Origin of the sequence: Sphingomonas sp. DC5200-1, assembly GCF_049897245.1 — a bacterium.
GTDB lineage: Bacteria > Pseudomonadota > Alphaproteobacteria > Sphingomonadales > Sphingomonadaceae > Sphingomonas > Sphingomonas aquatilis.
On sequence record NZ_JAFCVW010000002.1, the window covers coordinates 482,406 to 498,637 of the forward strand.

A 16,232-nucleotide genomic window follows, 5' to 3' on the forward strand; every position below is an offset into this window, starting at 1 on the left:
GGCGCGTCACCCCGGCCATGTTCCGGGGTGACGCATCGAGGGCACAGCCCATCCCCAAAAGTCCTACCGTACCGCCCCGTCGTACCACTCCGGCACGCCCGGAAATCCATGGCGGACGCCGCACGTGCCTTACGCTATGGCGGCGGTATGCAGGTCCGCAGGCAGACGATCCGGAGGTTAACGCGGGCGTGGATCGCGCTCGTGGCCATCGGGCTCGGCATCCTCGCGTTGCTGGCGGCGCAGGGCGCATGGCGGGCGATCGCGGCGCATGGGGCAGGCGATCCGCCGCCAATGCCCGCCCCCGCCGGCTATGAGGCGGAGGATCATTTCCCCGGCGCGGCCCTGCTCTACACCGATGTCGCCCTTCCCGCAGCGTCGACGGCGAGCGACGGCGCCGCCCCCGCACCGGGCGTGACCGGTACGATTGCGCTGCCCGCCACGCCGGTCTCGCCGTCGCTCGCAGCCGCGGCGATGCGCGCCGATGCCGGCGTGGTCGCCGCGGCGCCCTTTTCCACGAAAGCCGCCTCCAGCGTCGATCGCGCCCGCGCGCTCGAATGCCTCACCGCCGCCATCTATTACGAGGCGGCGTCCGAACCCGACGCCGGCCAGCTCGCCGTGGCGCAGGTGATCCTGAACCGCGTGCGCCATCCCGCCTTCCCGCATACGGTGTGCGGCGTCGTCTATCAGGGGTCCGAGCGGTCAGGCTGCCAGTTCAGCTTCGCCTGCGACGGCGCCATGGCCCGGGTGCCGTCGCGGGCGGCCTGGATCAGGGCGGCACGCCATGCCGGCATGGCGCTCGCCGGCTATGTCTACGCATCGGTCGGGCTGGCGACGCATTACCACACCTATGCCGTGACGCCCGCCTGGAACCGCAGCTTGGTGATGACCGACGTGGTCGGCGCGCATCTGTTCCATCGGTGGAAGGGCTATTGGGGCACCAGCGCCGCGTTCAGCGCGCCCTATCGTGGCGGCGAGCCGGTCCCCGGCCCGCACATGCCCCTGATCGCGCCGCCCGTCGCGACGTCGCCGGCGTTGATCGCCAGTGTCGCGCCGGTGCCGCCGATGACGCGGCCCGAGCAGGTTCAGCCCGGCTATGCGGCGAGCGGCAGCCCTATCGCTCCGCCCGCCGCCACACCGGATAAGGCGCGCCCGACCGACAACCTGCCCGCCGCACCCCAGGTGCTCGACCGGTTCAAGGATTCGGGCAAGCCCCTGCTCTGACGCCTTACTTGGCGTTCTTCACGTATGTGTCGAACCACGCGATCGCCCGTGCGCGTACGTCGGCGGCCTGTGCCGGCGCGGTCACGCAATGGCCGGCATCGGGATAGATCACCAGGCTGACCGGCACGCCCTTGGCCTTCAGCGCGTGCCACCATTCGACCGACTGGGTCGGCGGCACCTCGATATCGCGCTCGCCGACATAGATGAACGTCGGCGTCTGCGCGCTCTTCAGGCGGTACACCGCCGACACGTCCTCATAGGCCTTCATGTCGTCGTACATCGACTTGCCGAAGAACGGCAGCATCCACTGGTCGATGCCGTTGGTGCCGTAATAGCTGATCCAGTTGGAAATGCCGGCGCCCGCGACGATGCCCTTGAACCGGTTCGTCTGGGTGTTCGCCCACATCGTCATGAAGCCGCCATAGCTGCACCCGCCCAGCCCCAGCCGGTTGTCGTCGATCGGCGCAACGCGCTCGACCGCGTCGATCCCGGCGAGGATATCGCGCAGATCGCCGCCGCCGAAGTCGCGCTTGTTGGCGGCGGTGAACGCCTCGCCCTGGCCGAAGCTGCCACGGGCATTGGGCAGGAAGACGTAATAACCCGCCTTCAGCAGCGCGCCGTTCATCGAATTGGGCGTGACATAGCCGGGCACCGACGCCGACGACGGGCCGCCGTGGACCATCGTGATCATCGGCGCCTTGCCGGTGGGCGCATTCAACGGCGCGAGCAGCCAGCCCTGCACGTCATAGCCCTCGTTCTTCCAGCTGACGCTCTTCGCTCGGGTCAGTGCGGGCGCGGCGTCATTGTCGTGCGTGACCTGCCGCACCGCGGCGATCGGCCCGGCGTAGATCGCCGGCGCATGTTCGTAATCCTGCACCACCGCGGCAACCGAGCGCCCGTCAGCAGAGAAGGCGGCGCGGCCGTCGCCGGCGCTGGCCGTGGCAGGCTTGGTGAAACCGGGGGCGACGGGCTTGCCGGGCACGAGCGTGCCGAATTGCGTCGCGTCGCCCGCCAGCGTCACCGTACGCAGACCGCCCGCGGTCCAGTCCAGCGTCGTCACCGTCGACTTGGCGCCCGCGGTGATGTTGGTCGGCGTACCGCCCGCGAGCGGTACGGTGAAGACGTCGCCGCCGATCGAGCCGTAATCGCTCATCAGGCCGCCGATATAGGCCACCGTTCGGCCGTCGGGCGAGACGCGCGGATGCTTGATCTGCGTCGCGGGCTTGGCGATCGAGCGCACCGCGCCGCTCTGCGCGTCGATCGCGTCGAGCGTCGCCACCCACCAATTGTTGTCGCCATTGCCCAGCGCCGTCGTCGCGACGAAGCCGCGCCCGTCCGGCGTCCAGTCATATTCGTAGACATAGCGGCCGGCCGGCGACAGCGGCGTCACGGTCGACGACGGGCTGGCGACATCGAACACGGCGAGCCGCTGTTCGTCGTTCTTCCCGCCGATCTCGCCGATCATGCGCACGCCCGGCTGCGTCGCGCCCGCTTCCTTCTCGGCGCCCAGCGTCACCAGCAGCGCGATGCGCTTGCCGTCGGGCGAGACGCGCGGCGTTTGCGCGATACCGGGGATGGTCGCGATCGTCCGCGTCGCGGTGCCGCTCGCATAGTCGAGCATCACGCCCTTGCTGGCCGGATCGCGCGCAAGGAAGACGAGGTCGCCATTGGGCGCGAAGCTCAGGTCCGAATAGCCGCAGGTCGCGCAGGGATCGATCGTTCGCAGCACGCGCCCGTCGGTCGCATTGCGCAGCGTGATGACGTTGTGGCTACCGCTGCTTTCGATCGTCGCGGTACGGCTGCCGTCGGGGGCGATGGCGAGGCCGTAATATTGGTGAAGCCCCTGCGCGACGGCGGGCGCGGCGACGGCGGTGGCGAGCAGGGCGGCGAACAGGGTCTGACGCATCGGAACTCCGGGCAAGGCAGGATATCCCCGCCATGCTTAACCGAAGAGCGCGGCGCGGCAAGCGGAACGGCGGCCTGTCGCCAGCCGTTCGTGCCGTCATAAGGAGAGACAGCATGCCCCATTCGTCCGACGACGCCACCGCGCCTACCACCGAAACGCGCGCGCCCAATCTGTCGACCGAACATCAGCGCGACGGTGACGCACGCCGGCCCAGCGAAACGCTCGACAAGGGGCAGCCCAAGGGCGAGACGATCCCGCGCAAATCCTCGTTGCTGGGTAACGACTGACACGAAAAAGGGCGGCCCGCCAAGGCCGCCCTTCGCCGCATCAGCCGCCGTCGATCAGCGGCAGCGCACGTTGTTGCGGTCGACCGACTGACCCAGCGCCGCACCCGCTGCGCCGCCAAGCAGCGCGCCAAGCAGGCCCGATCCACCCGGCGCGATCGCCGCACCCAGCGTACCGCCCGCGGCCGCGCCGACGATCAGGCCGGTCGTGCCGTCGTTGCGGCGACAGTAATAGCGCCCATCCTGCCCGCGATAGATGCGATCGTTCGACGACAGGCGGCGTTCGCGATAGCGCGCATTGTCGACATAATAGCGATCGGCGTAATAGCCGTTATAGCTCGGATCGACCCGGTCATAGTCATAGGCCGAATAGCTCCGATAGCGGTCGTCGCCATAGGTCGCGCATCCCGCCAGCGTCGTCGCTGCCGCCATTACCGCCAAAATCGCTGTCCGCATTGCATCCTCCTGTTCCCCGCAGTGAGGCCAGAATGTCCCGGCCCACCGAAAGGTTTCACGCGATCAGGCCGCTCCGGTCGCTTCGCTGAAGCCGCTGCCGCGATCGGCGACCAGGGTCGGGGCGGGGCCGGTGGCGGGGCGCAGGGCCTCTTTCTCGTCCTCGGTCGGCACCGCGGTGGGATCGGGACGGAAGGGTTCGGCCGCCCGGCTGTCATTGCCGGGGTGCGTGTCGCCCATCAGATCGGTCGGCACATGCTCCGCCGCGGGATTGCCGGCACGTTCGGTGAAATGCTTGTCGGTCTCCGCCATGCCGACCGGGGCCGCCGCCATCGTCGCAGGGCGCGGCGCGATCGGGCTAGTCGTGCTGTCACCCGGCACGGCGCCCGCGCCGTCGTCGTCATTGGACGCCGCGCGCCGTGCCCCGACCTTCGGGCCGATCAGTGCCGTCCCGGCGGTCCAAGCCGCCGCGCCCACTGCAAAGGCCCCGAGCCCAAAGCCGATCTTCTTGTAATCCATGGCATATCGTCCCGTCGTTGCTCGCAATCTCGAACCGAACCAACCACAGGCCGCGACCGCTTGTTCCGATCGATGTGCGATCGGCCGCATCATCGGTGCGGCAACCGCTTGCCTAGCCACGACTTCCGCGTCATGCTGACATCATTGTCAGTAAAGGAGTCGGTCCGATGGCCAAGCTTCCTCCCTTCCCCGGCACGACCGGCCGCCGCGACTGGCGCACCGCCTTCGGTGCGTTGCGCAAGCTGCTCGCCAATGGCGACGACACCGGTCAGGTGTTCCGCATCATGCGCTCGCTGAACGTGGGCGACACGGCAGAGGCCTATGCCCGTCTGATCGCGACGCCCGAGGGCGGCCGCATGGCCTATGAACGGGTCGAGCTGGCGCGTCGCTTTGCGGACCGCGACTGGGTAAACGGCTTCGCGCCCGGCACGGTGGGCGCCGCCTATCGCGATTTCCTCGACACCACCGGCTATTCCGCCGACGGGCTGGTGGAGGTCAGCCGGCTCGATCCGTCCGAAACCGACGTCATCCACCCTTATGCCTGGATAGGGCGGCGCACCCGCGACGTGCATGACATCTGGCACGTCCTCACCGGCTACAAGGCCGATGAGACGATGGGCGAGGCGTGTCTCGTCGCCTTCTCCTACGCGCAGACGCGGGGCCTCGGCTGGGCGTTCATCGCCACCGGCGCGGCGCTGAAGTCGATCCGCGAGACCGGCGGCACCCTGCTCGCGAAGGCGGTGCGCGAAGGCTATCGCAACGGCAAACGCGCCGCGTGGCTGCTGGGCGAGGATTATGAGGCGCTGATGCACGAACCGCTCGACGCGGCGCGCGCGCGCCTTGGGATCGTCGATCCGGTGATCTACCGCCATGCGCAGGTCGCGCTGGGGCCGCAGCTCGCCTCCTATGCCTCCACGCAAAAGGCGCGGGCGCAAGCCGCGCTCGCCTAAGCGCTTCAGAACCTGCTAGGCGCGACCGCGATGCTGTCGCGCCTGATCCTCACCGATTTCCGCAACCACGCGGAGCTGGTGCTGGCGCCCGCCCCCGGCTTCGTCGTGCTGACCGGCGAGAATGGCGCGGGCAAGACCAACGTGCTGGAGGCCGTGTCTTTACTGTCCCCCGGCCGTGGCCTGCGCCGCGCTTCGCTGTCGGCGATGCAGCGGCAGGACGGGCCGGGCGGGTTCGGCATCGCGGCGACGCTGGCGCTGCCCGAGGGCGATGTCGAGATCGCGACCGGCACGCTGGCGGCGGCGCCCGAACGGCGCCAGCTGCGCATCCAGGGCGCCGCCGCGACCGCCAATACGCTGGCCGAATGGTTGACCGTCCTGTGGCTGACGCCCGCGATGGACCGGCTGTTCGTCGAGCCGGCGGGCGAGCGCCGCCGCTTCCTCGACCGGCTGACGCTGGCGCTGGTGCCGGCGCATGCGCAACATGCCGCGCGCTACGACGCCGCGATGCGCGCGCGCACCCGGCTGTTGACGGCGGACGAACCGGCCGATCCGCAATGGCTCTCCGCGCTCGAGGCGCAGATGGCGCAGCATGGCGCGGCGGTCGACACCGCGCGGCGTGAGACGGTAGCGGCACTCGGCGAGCGGCTGGCGGAGCAGCCCGACGGGCCGTTCGCACGCGCGGCGCTGCTGCTGGAGGGGTGGAGCGGCACCGCCGACGCGCTGCTTGCCGATCTGCGCAACGGCCGCGCCCGCGATGCGGCGGCCGGCCGCGCGCTCGCTGGGCCCCATCGCGCCGACCTTGTTGTGACACACCTTGGCAAGGGGCAGGCTGCGGCGCTTGCCTCCACCGGTGAACAGAAGGCGCTGCTGCTCGGCATCGTCCTCGCCCATGCCGAACTGGTCGCCAGCCGCACCGGCCATGCGCCGATCCTGCTGCTCGACGAGGTGGCGGCTCACCTCGACCCCCTTCGCCGTGCCGCGCTGTTCGAACGGCTCGCGGGCCACGGGCAGGTGTGGATGACCGGCACGGAGCCGGCGCTATTTGCCGCGATCGGCGCGGATGCGACGCGGATCGCGCTCCGCTGAGCGGCCCTTGGAGGCACACGCGCGGCTGAACCCCGGCTGTCGGAGCGGCTCACGGAACGTTCAAGCCACATCGGCCATTCGGCTCGCCATCGGGCGTGGGGCCAATGGAGAATATCATGAGCAAATCCATCATCATCGCCGCCATGCTGGCCGCCGGCATCGCCACCCCGGCGCTGGCGCAGGACCGCTGGGACTGGAGCGGCGGCCGACCGGGCGATCGCCCCTATCGCCTGATCGGCGCGGGCGTGCAGGGCCTGATCCCCGAATTGCGCGACACGCCCCGCGGCCGTGCGTTCGTGATGCGCAATTTCGATCGCAATCGCGACGGCCGCATCTCGCCTGCCGAGGCGGCCGACGCCAATGGCGCCTTCCTGCGGATCGCCGGCCCGCGCCGCGATCGCTTCGATTGGGATGCGCGCGACCGTACCGTGGTGGTCGAGACGCGCGAGGTGCTCGCCCCCGGTTGGGATCGCCGCGCGATGCACGATTACGGTTTCCGCCAGACGCCGCGCGGCGCGACGCTGACGCTGTCCGAAGACGTGCTGTTCGCGACCGACAGCGATCGTCTGCGTCCCGGCGCGATCGAGAAACTGCGTCCGCTCGCACGCTACCTGCGCGACAATGGCGGCGTGCGCGTTGCGATCGACGGCTACACCGATTCGCGCGGCACCGACGCCCACAACCAGGATCTGTCGGAACGCCGCGCCGCCAGCGTCCGCGCCGCCTTTGACGCGATGGGCGTGACGCGCGCCCGCTTCAGCGTCGTCGGCCATGGCGAGCGCGATCCCGTCGCGACCAACGCCACCGCTGCCGGCATGCGCCAGAATCGCCGCGTCGAAGTGACGCTGCTCGGCCGCCGCGCGACGGAATTCGCGCGCTATTGATCCCAATCACTCCTCCCTCGCTTCAGCGGGGGAGGGGGACCATTCGCAAAGCGAATGGTGGAGGGGGCGTTTCCGCCAGCACAGAGTTCGCCGTATCCGCCCCCTCCGTCAGCCTGCGGCTGCCACCTCCCCCTGGCGGGGGAGGACTTGGAGGCCCCATTTCGCTTTCGTTACAGCCGTCCCGCCCCTATATCGGCACGATGGCAGAACCCCAGAATGCGAACGAATACGGCGCCTCGTCGATCAAGGTGCTGAAGGGCCTCGACGCGGTGCGCAAGCGGCCGGGCATGTATATCGGCGATACCGACGACGGATCGGGCCTCCACCACATGGTGTTCGAGGTCAGCGACAATGCGATCGACGAAGCGCTCGCCGGCCATTGCGACCGGATCGACATCCAGCTGAACGCCGACGGATCGGTCAGCGTGACCGATAACGGCCGCGGCATCCCGACCGGCATCCATCCCGAAGAGGGCGTATCGGCGGCCGAGGTCATCATGACCCAGCTCCACGCCGGCGGTAAGTTCGAAAACACCAGCGACGACAACGCGTACAAGGTGTCGGGCGGCCTGCACGGCGTCGGCGTCTCGGTCGTCAACGCATTGAGCGAGTTCCTCGACCTCACCATCTGGCGCGATGGCGAGGAGCATTACATGCGCTTCGCGCACGGCGACGCGGTCGCACCGCTCAAGGTCGTCGGCCCGTCGGAGGGCAAGAAGGGCACGCGCGTCACCTTCCTGCCCTCGCCCGCCACGTTCAAGATCACCGAATTCGACTTCGACAAGCTCGAGCATCGCTATCGCGAGCTGGCGTTCCTCAATTCGGGCGTGCGCCTGTTCCTCACCGACGCGCGGCACGACGAGCCGAAGACGGTGGAGCTCTATTACGAGGGCGGCATCGCCGCATTCGTAAAGTGGCTCGACCGCGCCAAGACGCCGCTCTTCCCCGAACCGATCGCGATCAACGGCCAGCGTGACGCGATCGGCATGGACGTGGCGCTGGAGTGGAACGACAGCTATTACGAGAACGTCCTCGCCTTCACGAACAACATCCCCCAGCGCGACGGCGGCACGCACATCGCTGCCTTCCGCGCGGCGCTGACCCGCACGCTCAACAATTATGCCGAAAAGTCAGGCCTTCTCAAAAAGGAGAAGGTGACGCTGACCGGCGACGACATGCGTGAAGGCCTGACCGCGATCGTCTCGGTCAAGCTGCCCGATCCCAAGTTCAGCAGCCAGACCAAGGACAAATTGGTCAGCTCCGAAGTGCGGCAGCCGCTCGAAAGCCTGATGGCAGACAAGCTTGCGGAATGGCTGGAGGAGAATCCGGCGCACGGCCGTTCGATCGTCGGCAAGATCATCGACGCCGCCGCCGCACGTGAGGCGGCGAAGCGCGCGCGCGAACTCACCCGCCGCAAGGGCGTGATGGATATCGCCAGCCTGCCCGGCAAGCTTGCCGATTGTCAGGAGAAGGACCCCGCCAAGTCCGAACTGTTCCTCGTCGAGGGCGATTCGGCGGGTGGTTCGGCGAAACAAGGTCGCGATCGCCACTTCCAGGCGATCCTGCCCCTCCGCGGCAAGATCCTCAACACCGAACGTGCGCGTTTCGACCGGATGATCTCGTCGAAGGAAATCGGCACGCTGATCCAGGCGATGGGCACCGGCATCGGCCGCGACGACTTCAACGCCGACAAGCTGCGCTATCACAAGATCGTCATCATGACCGACGCAGACGTCGACGGCGCGCATATCCGCACGCTGCTACTGACCTTCTTCTACCGCCAGATGCCTGAGCTGATCGAGCGTGGGCACCTCTTCATCGCGCAGCCGCCGCTGTACAAGGCGACGCGCGGACGGTCGGAAGTGTATCTGAAGGACGATGCCGCACTCGACGATTATCTGGTCGAGGCGGGCGCGTCGTCGATGGTGTTCGAAGCGCCGGGCGGGCCGCGTTCGGGGGCCGACCTCAAGCATCTGGTCGATCATGCCCGCCGCATGCGCACGCTGATGCGCTACGTGCCGCGCCGCTACGACGCCGGGATCATCGAGGTGCTGGCGCTCGCCGGTGCCCTCGACCCGACCTTCACCCGCGAACAGCGCGCCGCGACCGTCGCCGAGGTGACGCGCCGGCTTGACGCGGGCGACGAGGAAGCCAAGTGGACCGCGCGCCTGACCGAGGACGGCGGCATCCACTTCGAACGGCTGTGGCGCGGCGTCACCGACCATCACATCGTCGAGGCGACGTTCATCGCCAGCGCCGAGGCACGCAAGCTCCATGGGCTGGCAGCGGAACAGGCGGAAAGCTTCGCCCATGCCGGCAAGCTGATCCCCGCCAAGGGCGCGGCCGCCGTGGAGGCCGAGCCGGTCGCTGACGGAGACGGCCAGATCGGCAGCGTCAACACCACCGTCGGCCGCGGCGAAAGCCTGGTCGCACGCCCGTCCCAGCTGCTCGAGGCGATCCTGGCCGCGGGCCGCAAGGGCCTCGCGATCCAGCGCTACAAGGGGCTGGGCGAAATGAACGCGGAACAGCTGTGGGAAACCACGCTCGATCCGTCGAACCGCACGATGCTGCGTGTCACCAGCGATGATGTGTCGGCCGCCGACATGATCTTCACCCAGCTGATGGGCGAAGTCGTGGAGCCGCGCCGCGAGTTCATTCAGGACAATGCGCTGAACGTCGCGAACCTGGACGTGTAATCCGTCAAGTCCTCCCTCGCTTTGGCGGGGGAGGGGGACCGTTCGCGCAGCGAATGGTGGAGGGGGCGTTTCCGCGAACGCGGCGCATGCCGTATCCGCCCCCTCCGTCACGCCTTCGGCGCGCCACCTCCCCCTGGCGGGGGAGGATTTGGCTACACGAACCGCCCACGCTGCGCCGTCACCAGCGCGGTCAGCCACTCCCGAAACGCTCGCACCCGCTTCGCCCCACGCGTGTCCTGGTGCGTCACCAGCCAGAACGACCGGCGGATCGTCCGCTCGGGCAGCACCCGCCTGAGCGACTTGTCCGCGTCGCCGATGAAGCGCGGCAGCACCCCCAGCCCTGCCCCCGCGGCGATCAGCCGATATTGGCCGTTGATGCTGGAGCTGCGGATGCGCGGGGACAGCCCCTCCTCGATTTCGGCGAGATAGCGTAGTTCGGGCGCGTACAGCAGGTCGGGAACGTAGCCGACCAGCGGATGGTCGCGCACCTCCGCCGCGATCGTCGGCAGCGCGTGGCGGGCGGCATACAGATCGCCGGCATATAGCCCCAAGGTGTAGTCGGTCAGCTTGCTGCTGACGAGCGGCCCGGTCTGCGGCCGGGCCAGCAGGATCGCGACATCCGCCTCGCGGCGTGAGGGATTGAGGAAGCCGCTCGACGCGACGAGGTCGATCGTCAGGTCGGGATGGCGCGCGGTGAAATCGGGCAGGTGATGTGCCACGAACCACGTGCCGAACCCCTCCGATACGCTCACCCGCAGGACGCCGGACAGGCGGTCGGGATCGTCGTCGGTCGGCACGATCCCCGCCGCCGCCTGCCCCATGGCCTCCACCGCAACCAGCAGCGCCTCCCCCGCCGCGGTCAGCACCTGCCCCTCGCGCGACTGTTCGAACAACGTCTGGCCGAGCGCGCCCTCCAGCCGGCGCAGGTGGCGTGCCAGCGTCGTCGCATCGACCCCCGCCGCGGCCGCCGCGCGCGCGATCTGGCCAGCGCGGGCGACGCGCAGAAAATCCTGAAGGTCATCCCAACGCGGCTGCATAATTGCAGCTATGGGTCGCACTTTACGCCCTTGCCTGCAATCCTGCGCAGGCCGATCCTATGCACAAACGGAGAGGCATCATGCGCGACATCGACCATTTCATCGTCGGCCATGCCGGCGGCACCGCCACGCGCCATGGCGACGTATTCGACCCCAATAGCGGTAGCGTGCAGGCGCGCGTCGCGCTCGGCGAACAGGCCGACCTTGATCGCGCCATCGCCGCCGCGCAGAAGGCGCAGTCCGGCTGGGCAGCGACCAACCCGCAGCGCCGCGCCCGCGTCATGTTCCGTTTCAAGGAACTGGTCGAGGCGAACATGGACGCGCTCGCCCACCTGCTCAGCTCCGAACACGGCAAGGTCATCGCCGACGCCAAGGGCGACATTCAGCGCGGGCTGGAGGTCATCGAATTCTGCTGCGGCATCCCCCATGTCCTGAAGGGCGAATATACGCAGGGCGCCGGCCCCGGCATCGACGTCTATTCGATGCGCCAGCCGCTGGGCATCGGCGCCGGCATCACGCCGTTCAACTTCCCGGCGATGATCCCGATGTGGATGTTCGGCGTCGCGATTGCATGCGGCAACGCCTTCATCCTGAAGCCCAGCGAACGCGACCCGTCGGTGCCCGTCCGACTCGCCGAACTGATGCTGGAAGCGGGCGCGCCCGAGGGCATCCTGCAGGTCGTCCACGGCGACAAGGCGATGGTCGACGCGATCCTCGATCACCCGGCGATCAGCGCGGTCAGCTTCGTCGGCTCGTCCGACATCGCGCATTACGTCTACCGCCGCGGCGTCGAGGCGGGCAAGCGCGTCCAGGCGATGGGTGGCGCGAAGAACCACGGCATCGTCATGCCCGACGCCGATCTCGACCAAGTCGTCGCCGATCTGTCCGGCGCTGCCTTCGGCTCGGCGGGCGAGCGCTGCATGGCGCTGCCGGTGGTGGTGCCGGTGGGCGACAAGACCGCCGATGCGCTGCGCGCCAAGCTGATCCCGGCGATCGAGGCGCTGCGCGTCGGCGTCTCGACCGATGCGGAGGCGCATTACGGCCCGGTCGTGAACGCCGCGCACAAGCAGCGCGTCGAAAACTGGATCCAGACCGGCGTCGACGAAGGCGCCGAGCTGGTCGTCGACGGCCGCGGCTTCACGCTCCAGGGACACGAGGAGGGCTTTTTCGTCGGCCCGACTTTGTTCGACCGCGTCACGCCGGACATGTCGGCGTATAAGGAGGAAATCTTCGGCCCCGTCCTCCAGATCGTCCGCGCGGCGAGCTTCGAGGATGCGGTGCGCCTGCCCAGCGAGCACCAGTATGGCAACGGCGTCGCGATCTTCACGCGCAACGGCCATGCCGCGCGCGAATTCGCGGCGCGCGTCAACGTCGGCATGGTCGGCATCAACGTGCCGATCCCGGTGCCCGTCGCCTATCACACCTTCGGCGGCTGGAAGCGCAGCGCCTTCGGCGACACCAACCAGCACGGCATGGAGGGCGTCAAATTCTGGACCAAGGTGAAGACGGTAACGCAGCGCTGGCCCGATGGAGCGGTCGAGGGCGGCAATGCGTTCGTCATTCCCACCATGGGATGAAGACAATGCGCACGACACTGATCCTCGCCACCGCGCTGACCCTCGCCGCCTGTTCGGGCGGCGAGAGCCTCGACAATCAGTCGGGCGGCAGCGCCGCCGTCGAGCCGACGCCGTCCAACCTGACCGACGATCCGCAGAACATGGTCGTGCCGCTCGAGGCGCCGGGCAATCAGGCGGCGCCGGTGCCGCTGCCGACCGCCTCGCCCGTGGCGCTGACCGCGATCCCGCAAGGGTTCCAGGGCCGCTGGGGCGTCAACGCCGGCGATTGCGATCCGTCGACCGGCGCCGACAAGGGCAAGCTGACCATTACCGGCAATACATTGTCCTTCTTCGAATCGCGCGGCACCGCCACGGCGATCACGCGCACGCAGGCCGACCAGATCGCCTTCGACCTGCCGATGAGCGGTGAGGGCATGACGTGGAGCGAACCCACCACGCTCACCCTGCTCGACAATGGCAAGACGCTGGTCCGCGCGGTGAAAAGCCCCGCCGATCGTGCCACCACCGACCGCTACAGCCGCTGCCCGGCCTAGGACAATCATGACCGACCAGTTCGACCTGACTGCAGACCAGCGCGAGATTCAGGATCTCGCGCGCCGCTTTACCGCCGATCGGATCACGCCGTTCGCGGCGGAATGGGACGAGACGCACCATTACCCCGTCGACGTCTGGAAGGCGGCGGGCGACCTCGGCTTCGGCTCGATCTACGTCAGCGAGGAATCGGGCGGCATCGCGCTCGGGCGGCTGGAGGCGGCGCTGATCATGGAGGCGATGGCCTATGGCTGCCCCGCCACCAGCGCGTTCATCTCGATCCACAATATGGCCGCGTGGATGATCGACCGCTTCGGTTCGGCCGAGCTGAAGGCGCGATTCCTGCCCGATCTCGTCAGCATGGAAAAGATCGCCAGCTATTGCCTGACCGAGCCGGGTTCGGGCTCCGACGCCGCGGCGCTGAAGACGATCGCCCGCCGCGATGGCGACGATTTTGTGCTGAACGGCACGAAGCAATTCATCTCGGGCGCCGGCTATAACGACGTCTATGTCGTGATGGTCCGCACCGGTGAGGAAAAGAGCCGCGGGATCAGTGCGCTGGTGGTCGAAAAGGACACGCCCGGCCTGTCGTTCGGCGCGCCCGAGAAGAAGCTCGGCTGGAACGCCTCCCCCACCGCGCAGGTGATCTTCGAGGATTGCCGCGTGCCGGCCGCCAATCTCGTCGGTGGCGAGGGCGAGGGGTTCAAGATCGCCATGGCGGGCCTCGACGGCGGCCGCCTCAACATCGGTGCCTGCTCGCTGGGTGGCGCACAGCGCTGCCTCGACGAGGCGATCCGCTACACCAAGGAACGCCAGCAGTTCGGCCAGCCGGTCGCGGAGTTCCAGAACACGCAGTTCACGCTCGCCGACATGGCGACCGACCTCGAAGCCGCACGCGCATTGCTCTATCTCGCCGCCGCCAAGGTGACCGCCAACGCGCCCGACAAGTCGCGCTTTTCGGCGATGGCCAAGCGGCTGGCGACCGATAACGGCTCGGCGATCGTCGACGCGGCGCTTCAGCTCCACGGCGGCTATGGCTACCTGAAGGACTATCCGATCGAGCGCTTCTGGCGCGACCTGCGCGTCCATTCGATCCTGGAGGGGACCAATCAGGTCATGCGCATGATCGTCGGCCGCGACCTGCTGCGGCAGTAAGACAACAGAACACCATCCGACCGTTCGTGCTGAGCCTGTCGAAGCACAGGTGAGTCTCAGGGCCTTCGACAAGCTCAGGCCGAACGGCACACTTGAGGAGAGCATCAATGGCACGCGTCGCCTTCATCGGCCTGGGCAATATGGGCGGCGGCATGGCCGCGAATCTCGCGAAGGCGGGGCATGACGTCCGCGCCTTCGACCTCAGCCAGGATGCGCTCGACAAGGCGAAGGCGGCCGGCTGCCTGCCCGTCGCCAGCGCCGCCGAGGCGGTCGAGGGCGCCGAGGCGATCGTGACGATGCTGCCCGCCGGCAGCCACGTCGAGGGCGTCTACAATGATGCGGTCTTCGGTCGCGCGCAGCCGTCGGCGATCCTGATCGACTGTTCGACGATCGACGTCGCCACCGCACGACGCGTCGCCGAAGCCGCCGCGGCCAAGGGGCTGACGGCGGTCGACGCCCCCGTCTCGGGCGGGATCGCGGCGGCGAATGGCGGCACGCTCACCTTCATGGTCGGCGGCAGCGCGGAGGGGTTCGATCGCGCGCAGCCCTATCTGGCGCAGATGGGCAAGGCGGTGATTCACGCCGGTGCCAGCGGTTCCGGTCAGGCGGCCAAGATGGCGAACAACATGCTGCTCGGCGCGACGATGATCGCGACGTGCGAGGCGTTCCGCCTTGCCGAGCGGCTGGGCCTCGACCCGCAGACCTTCTACGATATCTCGTCGGTCAGTTCGGGGCAGAGCTGGTCGATGACCAGCTATTGCCCGGTCCCCGGCGTCGGTCCCGAAACAGCCGCTGATCGTGACTATCAGGGCGGGTTCGCCGCGGCGCTGATGCTGAAGGATCTGCGCCTCGCGATGCAGGCAGCGGACGAGGCCGGCGCGTCGACGCCGCTCGGCGCACACGCCGCGCAGCTTTATGAAGCGTTCGTCGCCGACGGCCACGGCGGCACGGACTTTTCCGGCATCATCAAGACGCTGTAAGCCTGTCCGCCCGATCGCGCAGCTGTTCGTGCGCCACGCGTTGCAGCGACGCGGCGAGATCGGGCGACAGGCCCAGTTCGTCCGCCGCCCGCTCGCCCCGGCCCAGGCTGCGCGGATCGACGCCGGTCACCGCGCCGAAGACGGTCAGCGCCTCGAGATAATAACCGGCAGTGCTGGCGTGATATTGGTCGTACGACCACAAATTCGCCTGGCCGAAGGTGATGCCGTCATAGGGGTTGGGATCGGCGATGCCGAGCGCGAAGGCGCGGGTCCAGGCCTGGCCCACCGGCACGACGCCCGCGACCCAGGGATGCGCGCGGCGGGCGCGGTCGGCGGCGCGGCGCAGGTCGTCCGCCATCGCCGCGATCGGCCGGCCATACCAGCGGCCCGCGGTCAGATACGTCAGGTCGGCGCGGCTCCACGTCGCGGTCAGATGGACGCGCACCGCCGGATTGCGCGCCCGGAAGAGCGTGCCGAGCAGGCCCACCGCGCGGATATAGGCGGCGGGATCGCCCGGCCGGTCGCGGTCGAGCGTGCTATATTCCTGCAGGACCACCGCATCCCACGGCCGGTCGAACAGCTGGCGCCGCTGGTCGTAGTGGAAGGTGAGGCTCTGCCCCCCCTGCGTTTCCAGGCTGACGGCATAGTTGAGGCCGGATTCGTCGGCGAATTCCTTGAACAGCGCCGGCACGCCGCCATAGCCTTCGCGGTTGAGATCGGTGACGCGGTTTGCGTGCCAGTTGCGGACCGCCGAATGCGCGCCCTGGGTGAAGCTGTTGCCCAGGAACAGGATCGTCCGCGGCGGCGCGACGACGGGGACCTGTTGCGCCCCACCCTTCGCATCGGCCGCCGCCGTGTGACCCGCCAACGCGATGGCCAGCATCATCCCCAGCAGCCGCATCCTCGCCATCATCATCCACCCTGCCGTGACATCGCCCGCCGCCTACCGGATC

Annotated in this window: 15 protein-coding genes; 10 read left to right on the top strand and 5 right to left on the bottom strand. The window is 68.6% G+C overall.

The genetic code is table 11. The features are described 5' to 3' along the window. Positions 1 to 147: 147 nt before the first annotated feature. Complete coding sequence (locus ACP7A3_RS05430) at positions 148 to 1,221, top strand: cell wall hydrolase (RefSeq protein ID WP_426255335.1); 1,074 nt, start codon at positions 148 to 150, stop codon at positions 1,219 to 1,221. Between the two features lie 4 nt (positions 1,222 to 1,225). On the opposite strand, the gene ACP7A3_RS05435 is transcribed toward ACP7A3_RS05430, so the two are convergent. Further along, a complete protein-coding gene (locus tag ACP7A3_RS05435) occupies positions 1,226 to 3,127 on the bottom strand; it encodes a S9 family peptidase (protein ID WP_426255062.1) in 1,902 nt (633 codons plus the stop codon). Between the two features lie 113 nt (positions 3,128 to 3,240). On the opposite strand from ACP7A3_RS05435, the gene ACP7A3_RS05440 reads away from it, so the two are divergent. Next, positions 3,241 to 3,414 carry a hypothetical protein gene (locus ACP7A3_RS05440; RefSeq protein WP_017979940.1) on the top strand — a complete coding sequence of 58 codons (174 nt, stop codon included), beginning with the start codon at positions 3,241 to 3,243 and terminating at the stop codon, positions 3,412 to 3,414. Between the two features lie 54 nt (positions 3,415 to 3,468). Here ACP7A3_RS05440 and ACP7A3_RS05445 read toward each other — a convergent pair whose 3' ends face one another. Both ACP7A3_RS05445 and ACP7A3_RS05450 read right to left on the bottom strand, forming a co-directional pair. Next, positions 3,469 to 3,867: a glycine zipper 2TM domain-containing protein gene (locus ACP7A3_RS05445; protein WP_024310365.1), complete on the bottom strand. Its 399-nt coding sequence runs from the start codon at positions 3,865 to 3,867 to the stop codon at positions 3,469 to 3,471. A gap of 63 nt (positions 3,868 to 3,930) precedes the next feature. Further along, positions 3,931 to 4,383 (bottom strand): hypothetical protein, encoded by a 453-nt coding sequence (locus ACP7A3_RS05450; RefSeq protein WP_147037003.1) that lies wholly within the window; start codon positions 4,381 to 4,383, stop codon positions 3,931 to 3,933. 167 nt (positions 4,384 to 4,550) lie between these two features. On the opposite strand from ACP7A3_RS05450, the gene ACP7A3_RS05455 reads away from it, so the two are divergent. The 4 genes from ACP7A3_RS05455 (at position 4,551) to gyrB (ending at position 9,999) form a co-directional block, all read left to right on the top strand. Then, entirely contained in the window at positions 4,551 to 5,333 is a 783-nt protein-coding gene (locus ACP7A3_RS05455) for a Coq4 family protein (RefSeq protein ID WP_426255061.1), read from the top strand. Between the two features lie 30 nt (positions 5,334 to 5,363). Beyond that, positions 5,364 to 6,419: a DNA replication/repair protein RecF gene (recF, locus tag ACP7A3_RS05460; protein ID WP_426255060.1), complete on the top strand. Its 1,056-nt coding sequence runs from the start codon at positions 5,364 to 5,366 to the stop codon at positions 6,417 to 6,419. Between the two features lie 116 nt (positions 6,420 to 6,535). Continuing rightward, positions 6,536 to 7,303, top strand: a complete 768-nt coding sequence (locus ACP7A3_RS05465; protein WP_147035748.1) for an OmpA family protein — start codon at positions 6,536 to 6,538, stop codon at positions 7,301 to 7,303. Between the two features lie 200 nt (positions 7,304 to 7,503). Continuing rightward, positions 7,504 to 9,999: a DNA topoisomerase (ATP-hydrolyzing) subunit B gene (gene gyrB, locus ACP7A3_RS05470; RefSeq protein ID WP_426255059.1), complete on the top strand. Its 2,496-nt coding sequence runs from the start codon at positions 7,504 to 7,506 to the stop codon at positions 9,997 to 9,999. Between the two features lie 152 nt (positions 10,000 to 10,151). Here the strand turns inward: gyrB and ACP7A3_RS05475 are convergent, their stop codons facing one another. Then, on the bottom strand, positions 10,152 to 11,036 hold the full coding sequence (locus ACP7A3_RS05475) for a LysR family transcriptional regulator (protein WP_426255058.1): 885 nt from the start codon (positions 11,034 to 11,036) through the stop codon (positions 10,152 to 10,154). 80 nt (positions 11,037 to 11,116) lie between these two features. On the opposite strand from ACP7A3_RS05475, the gene ACP7A3_RS05480 reads away from it, so the two are divergent. From ACP7A3_RS05480 to mmsB, 4 genes are all read left to right on the top strand, one after another. Then, positions 11,117 to 12,613: a CoA-acylating methylmalonate-semialdehyde dehydrogenase gene (locus ACP7A3_RS05480; RefSeq protein WP_426255057.1), complete on the top strand. Its 1,497-nt coding sequence runs from the start codon at positions 11,117 to 11,119 to the stop codon at positions 12,611 to 12,613. Between the two features lie 5 nt (positions 12,614 to 12,618). Next, on the top strand, positions 12,619 to 13,146 hold the full coding sequence (locus ACP7A3_RS05485) for a hypothetical protein (protein WP_426255056.1): 528 nt from the start codon (positions 12,619 to 12,621) through the stop codon (positions 13,144 to 13,146). Positions 13,147 to 13,153: 7 nt separating this feature from the next. Further along, complete coding sequence (locus ACP7A3_RS05490) at positions 13,154 to 14,299, top strand: acyl-CoA dehydrogenase family protein (protein WP_426255055.1); 1,146 nt, start codon at positions 13,154 to 13,156, stop codon at positions 14,297 to 14,299. Between the two features lie 92 nt (positions 14,300 to 14,391). Then, positions 14,392 to 15,279, top strand: a complete 888-nt coding sequence (gene mmsB / locus ACP7A3_RS05495) for a 3-hydroxyisobutyrate dehydrogenase (protein WP_426255054.1) — start codon at positions 14,392 to 14,394, stop codon at positions 15,277 to 15,279. Here the strand turns inward: mmsB and ACP7A3_RS05500 are convergent. After that, the gene (locus ACP7A3_RS05500) at positions 15,266 to 16,195 is read right to left on the bottom strand and encodes a hypothetical protein (protein ID WP_043060194.1); all 930 of its coding nucleotides are present in this window, start codon (positions 16,193 to 16,195) and stop codon (positions 15,266 to 15,268) included. The genes mmsB and ACP7A3_RS05500 overlap by 14 nt on opposite strands. Positions 16,196 to 16,232 lie beyond the last annotated feature (37 nt).

Bases quoted from the DNA above. Each gene is read 5' to 3' on its own strand.
- ACP7A3_RS05430 (WP_426255335.1), top strand. From the start codon at position 148: ATGCAGGTCCGCAGGCAGACGATCCGGAGGTTAACGCGGGCGTGGATC.
- ACP7A3_RS05435 (WP_426255062.1), bottom strand. From the start codon at position 3,127: ATGCGTCAGACCCTGTTCGCCGCCCTGCTCGCCACCGCCGTCGCCGCG.
- ACP7A3_RS05440 (WP_017979940.1), top strand. From the start codon at position 3,241: ATGCCCCATTCGTCCGACGACGCCACCGCGCCTACCACCGAAACGCGC.
- ACP7A3_RS05445 (WP_024310365.1), bottom strand. From the start codon at position 3,867: ATGCGGACAGCGATTTTGGCGGTAATGGCGGCAGCGACGACGCTGGCG.
- ACP7A3_RS05450 (WP_147037003.1), bottom strand. From the start codon at position 4,383: ATGGATTACAAGAAGATCGGCTTTGGGCTCGGGGCCTTTGCAGTGGGC.
- ACP7A3_RS05455 (WP_426255061.1), top strand. From the start codon at position 4,551: ATGGCCAAGCTTCCTCCCTTCCCCGGCACGACCGGCCGCCGCGACTGG.
- recF (WP_426255060.1), top strand. From the start codon at position 5,364: ATGCTGTCGCGCCTGATCCTCACCGATTTCCGCAACCACGCGGAGCTG.
- ACP7A3_RS05465 (WP_147035748.1), top strand. From the start codon at position 6,536: ATGAGCAAATCCATCATCATCGCCGCCATGCTGGCCGCCGGCATCGCC.
- gyrB (WP_426255059.1), top strand. From the start codon at position 7,504: ATGGCAGAACCCCAGAATGCGAACGAATACGGCGCCTCGTCGATCAAG.
- ACP7A3_RS05475 (WP_426255058.1), bottom strand. From the start codon at position 11,036: ATGCAGCCGCGTTGGGATGACCTTCAGGATTTTCTGCGCGTCGCCCGC.
- ACP7A3_RS05480 (WP_426255057.1), top strand. From the start codon at position 11,117: ATGCGCGACATCGACCATTTCATCGTCGGCCATGCCGGCGGCACCGCC.
- ACP7A3_RS05485 (WP_426255056.1), top strand. From the start codon at position 12,619: ATGCGCACGACACTGATCCTCGCCACCGCGCTGACCCTCGCCGCCTGT.
- ACP7A3_RS05490 (WP_426255055.1), top strand. From the start codon at position 13,154: ATGACCGACCAGTTCGACCTGACTGCAGACCAGCGCGAGATTCAGGAT.
- ACP7A3_RS05500 (WP_043060194.1), bottom strand. From the start codon at position 16,195: ATGATGATGGCGAGGATGCGGCTGCTGGGGATGATGCTGGCCATCGCG.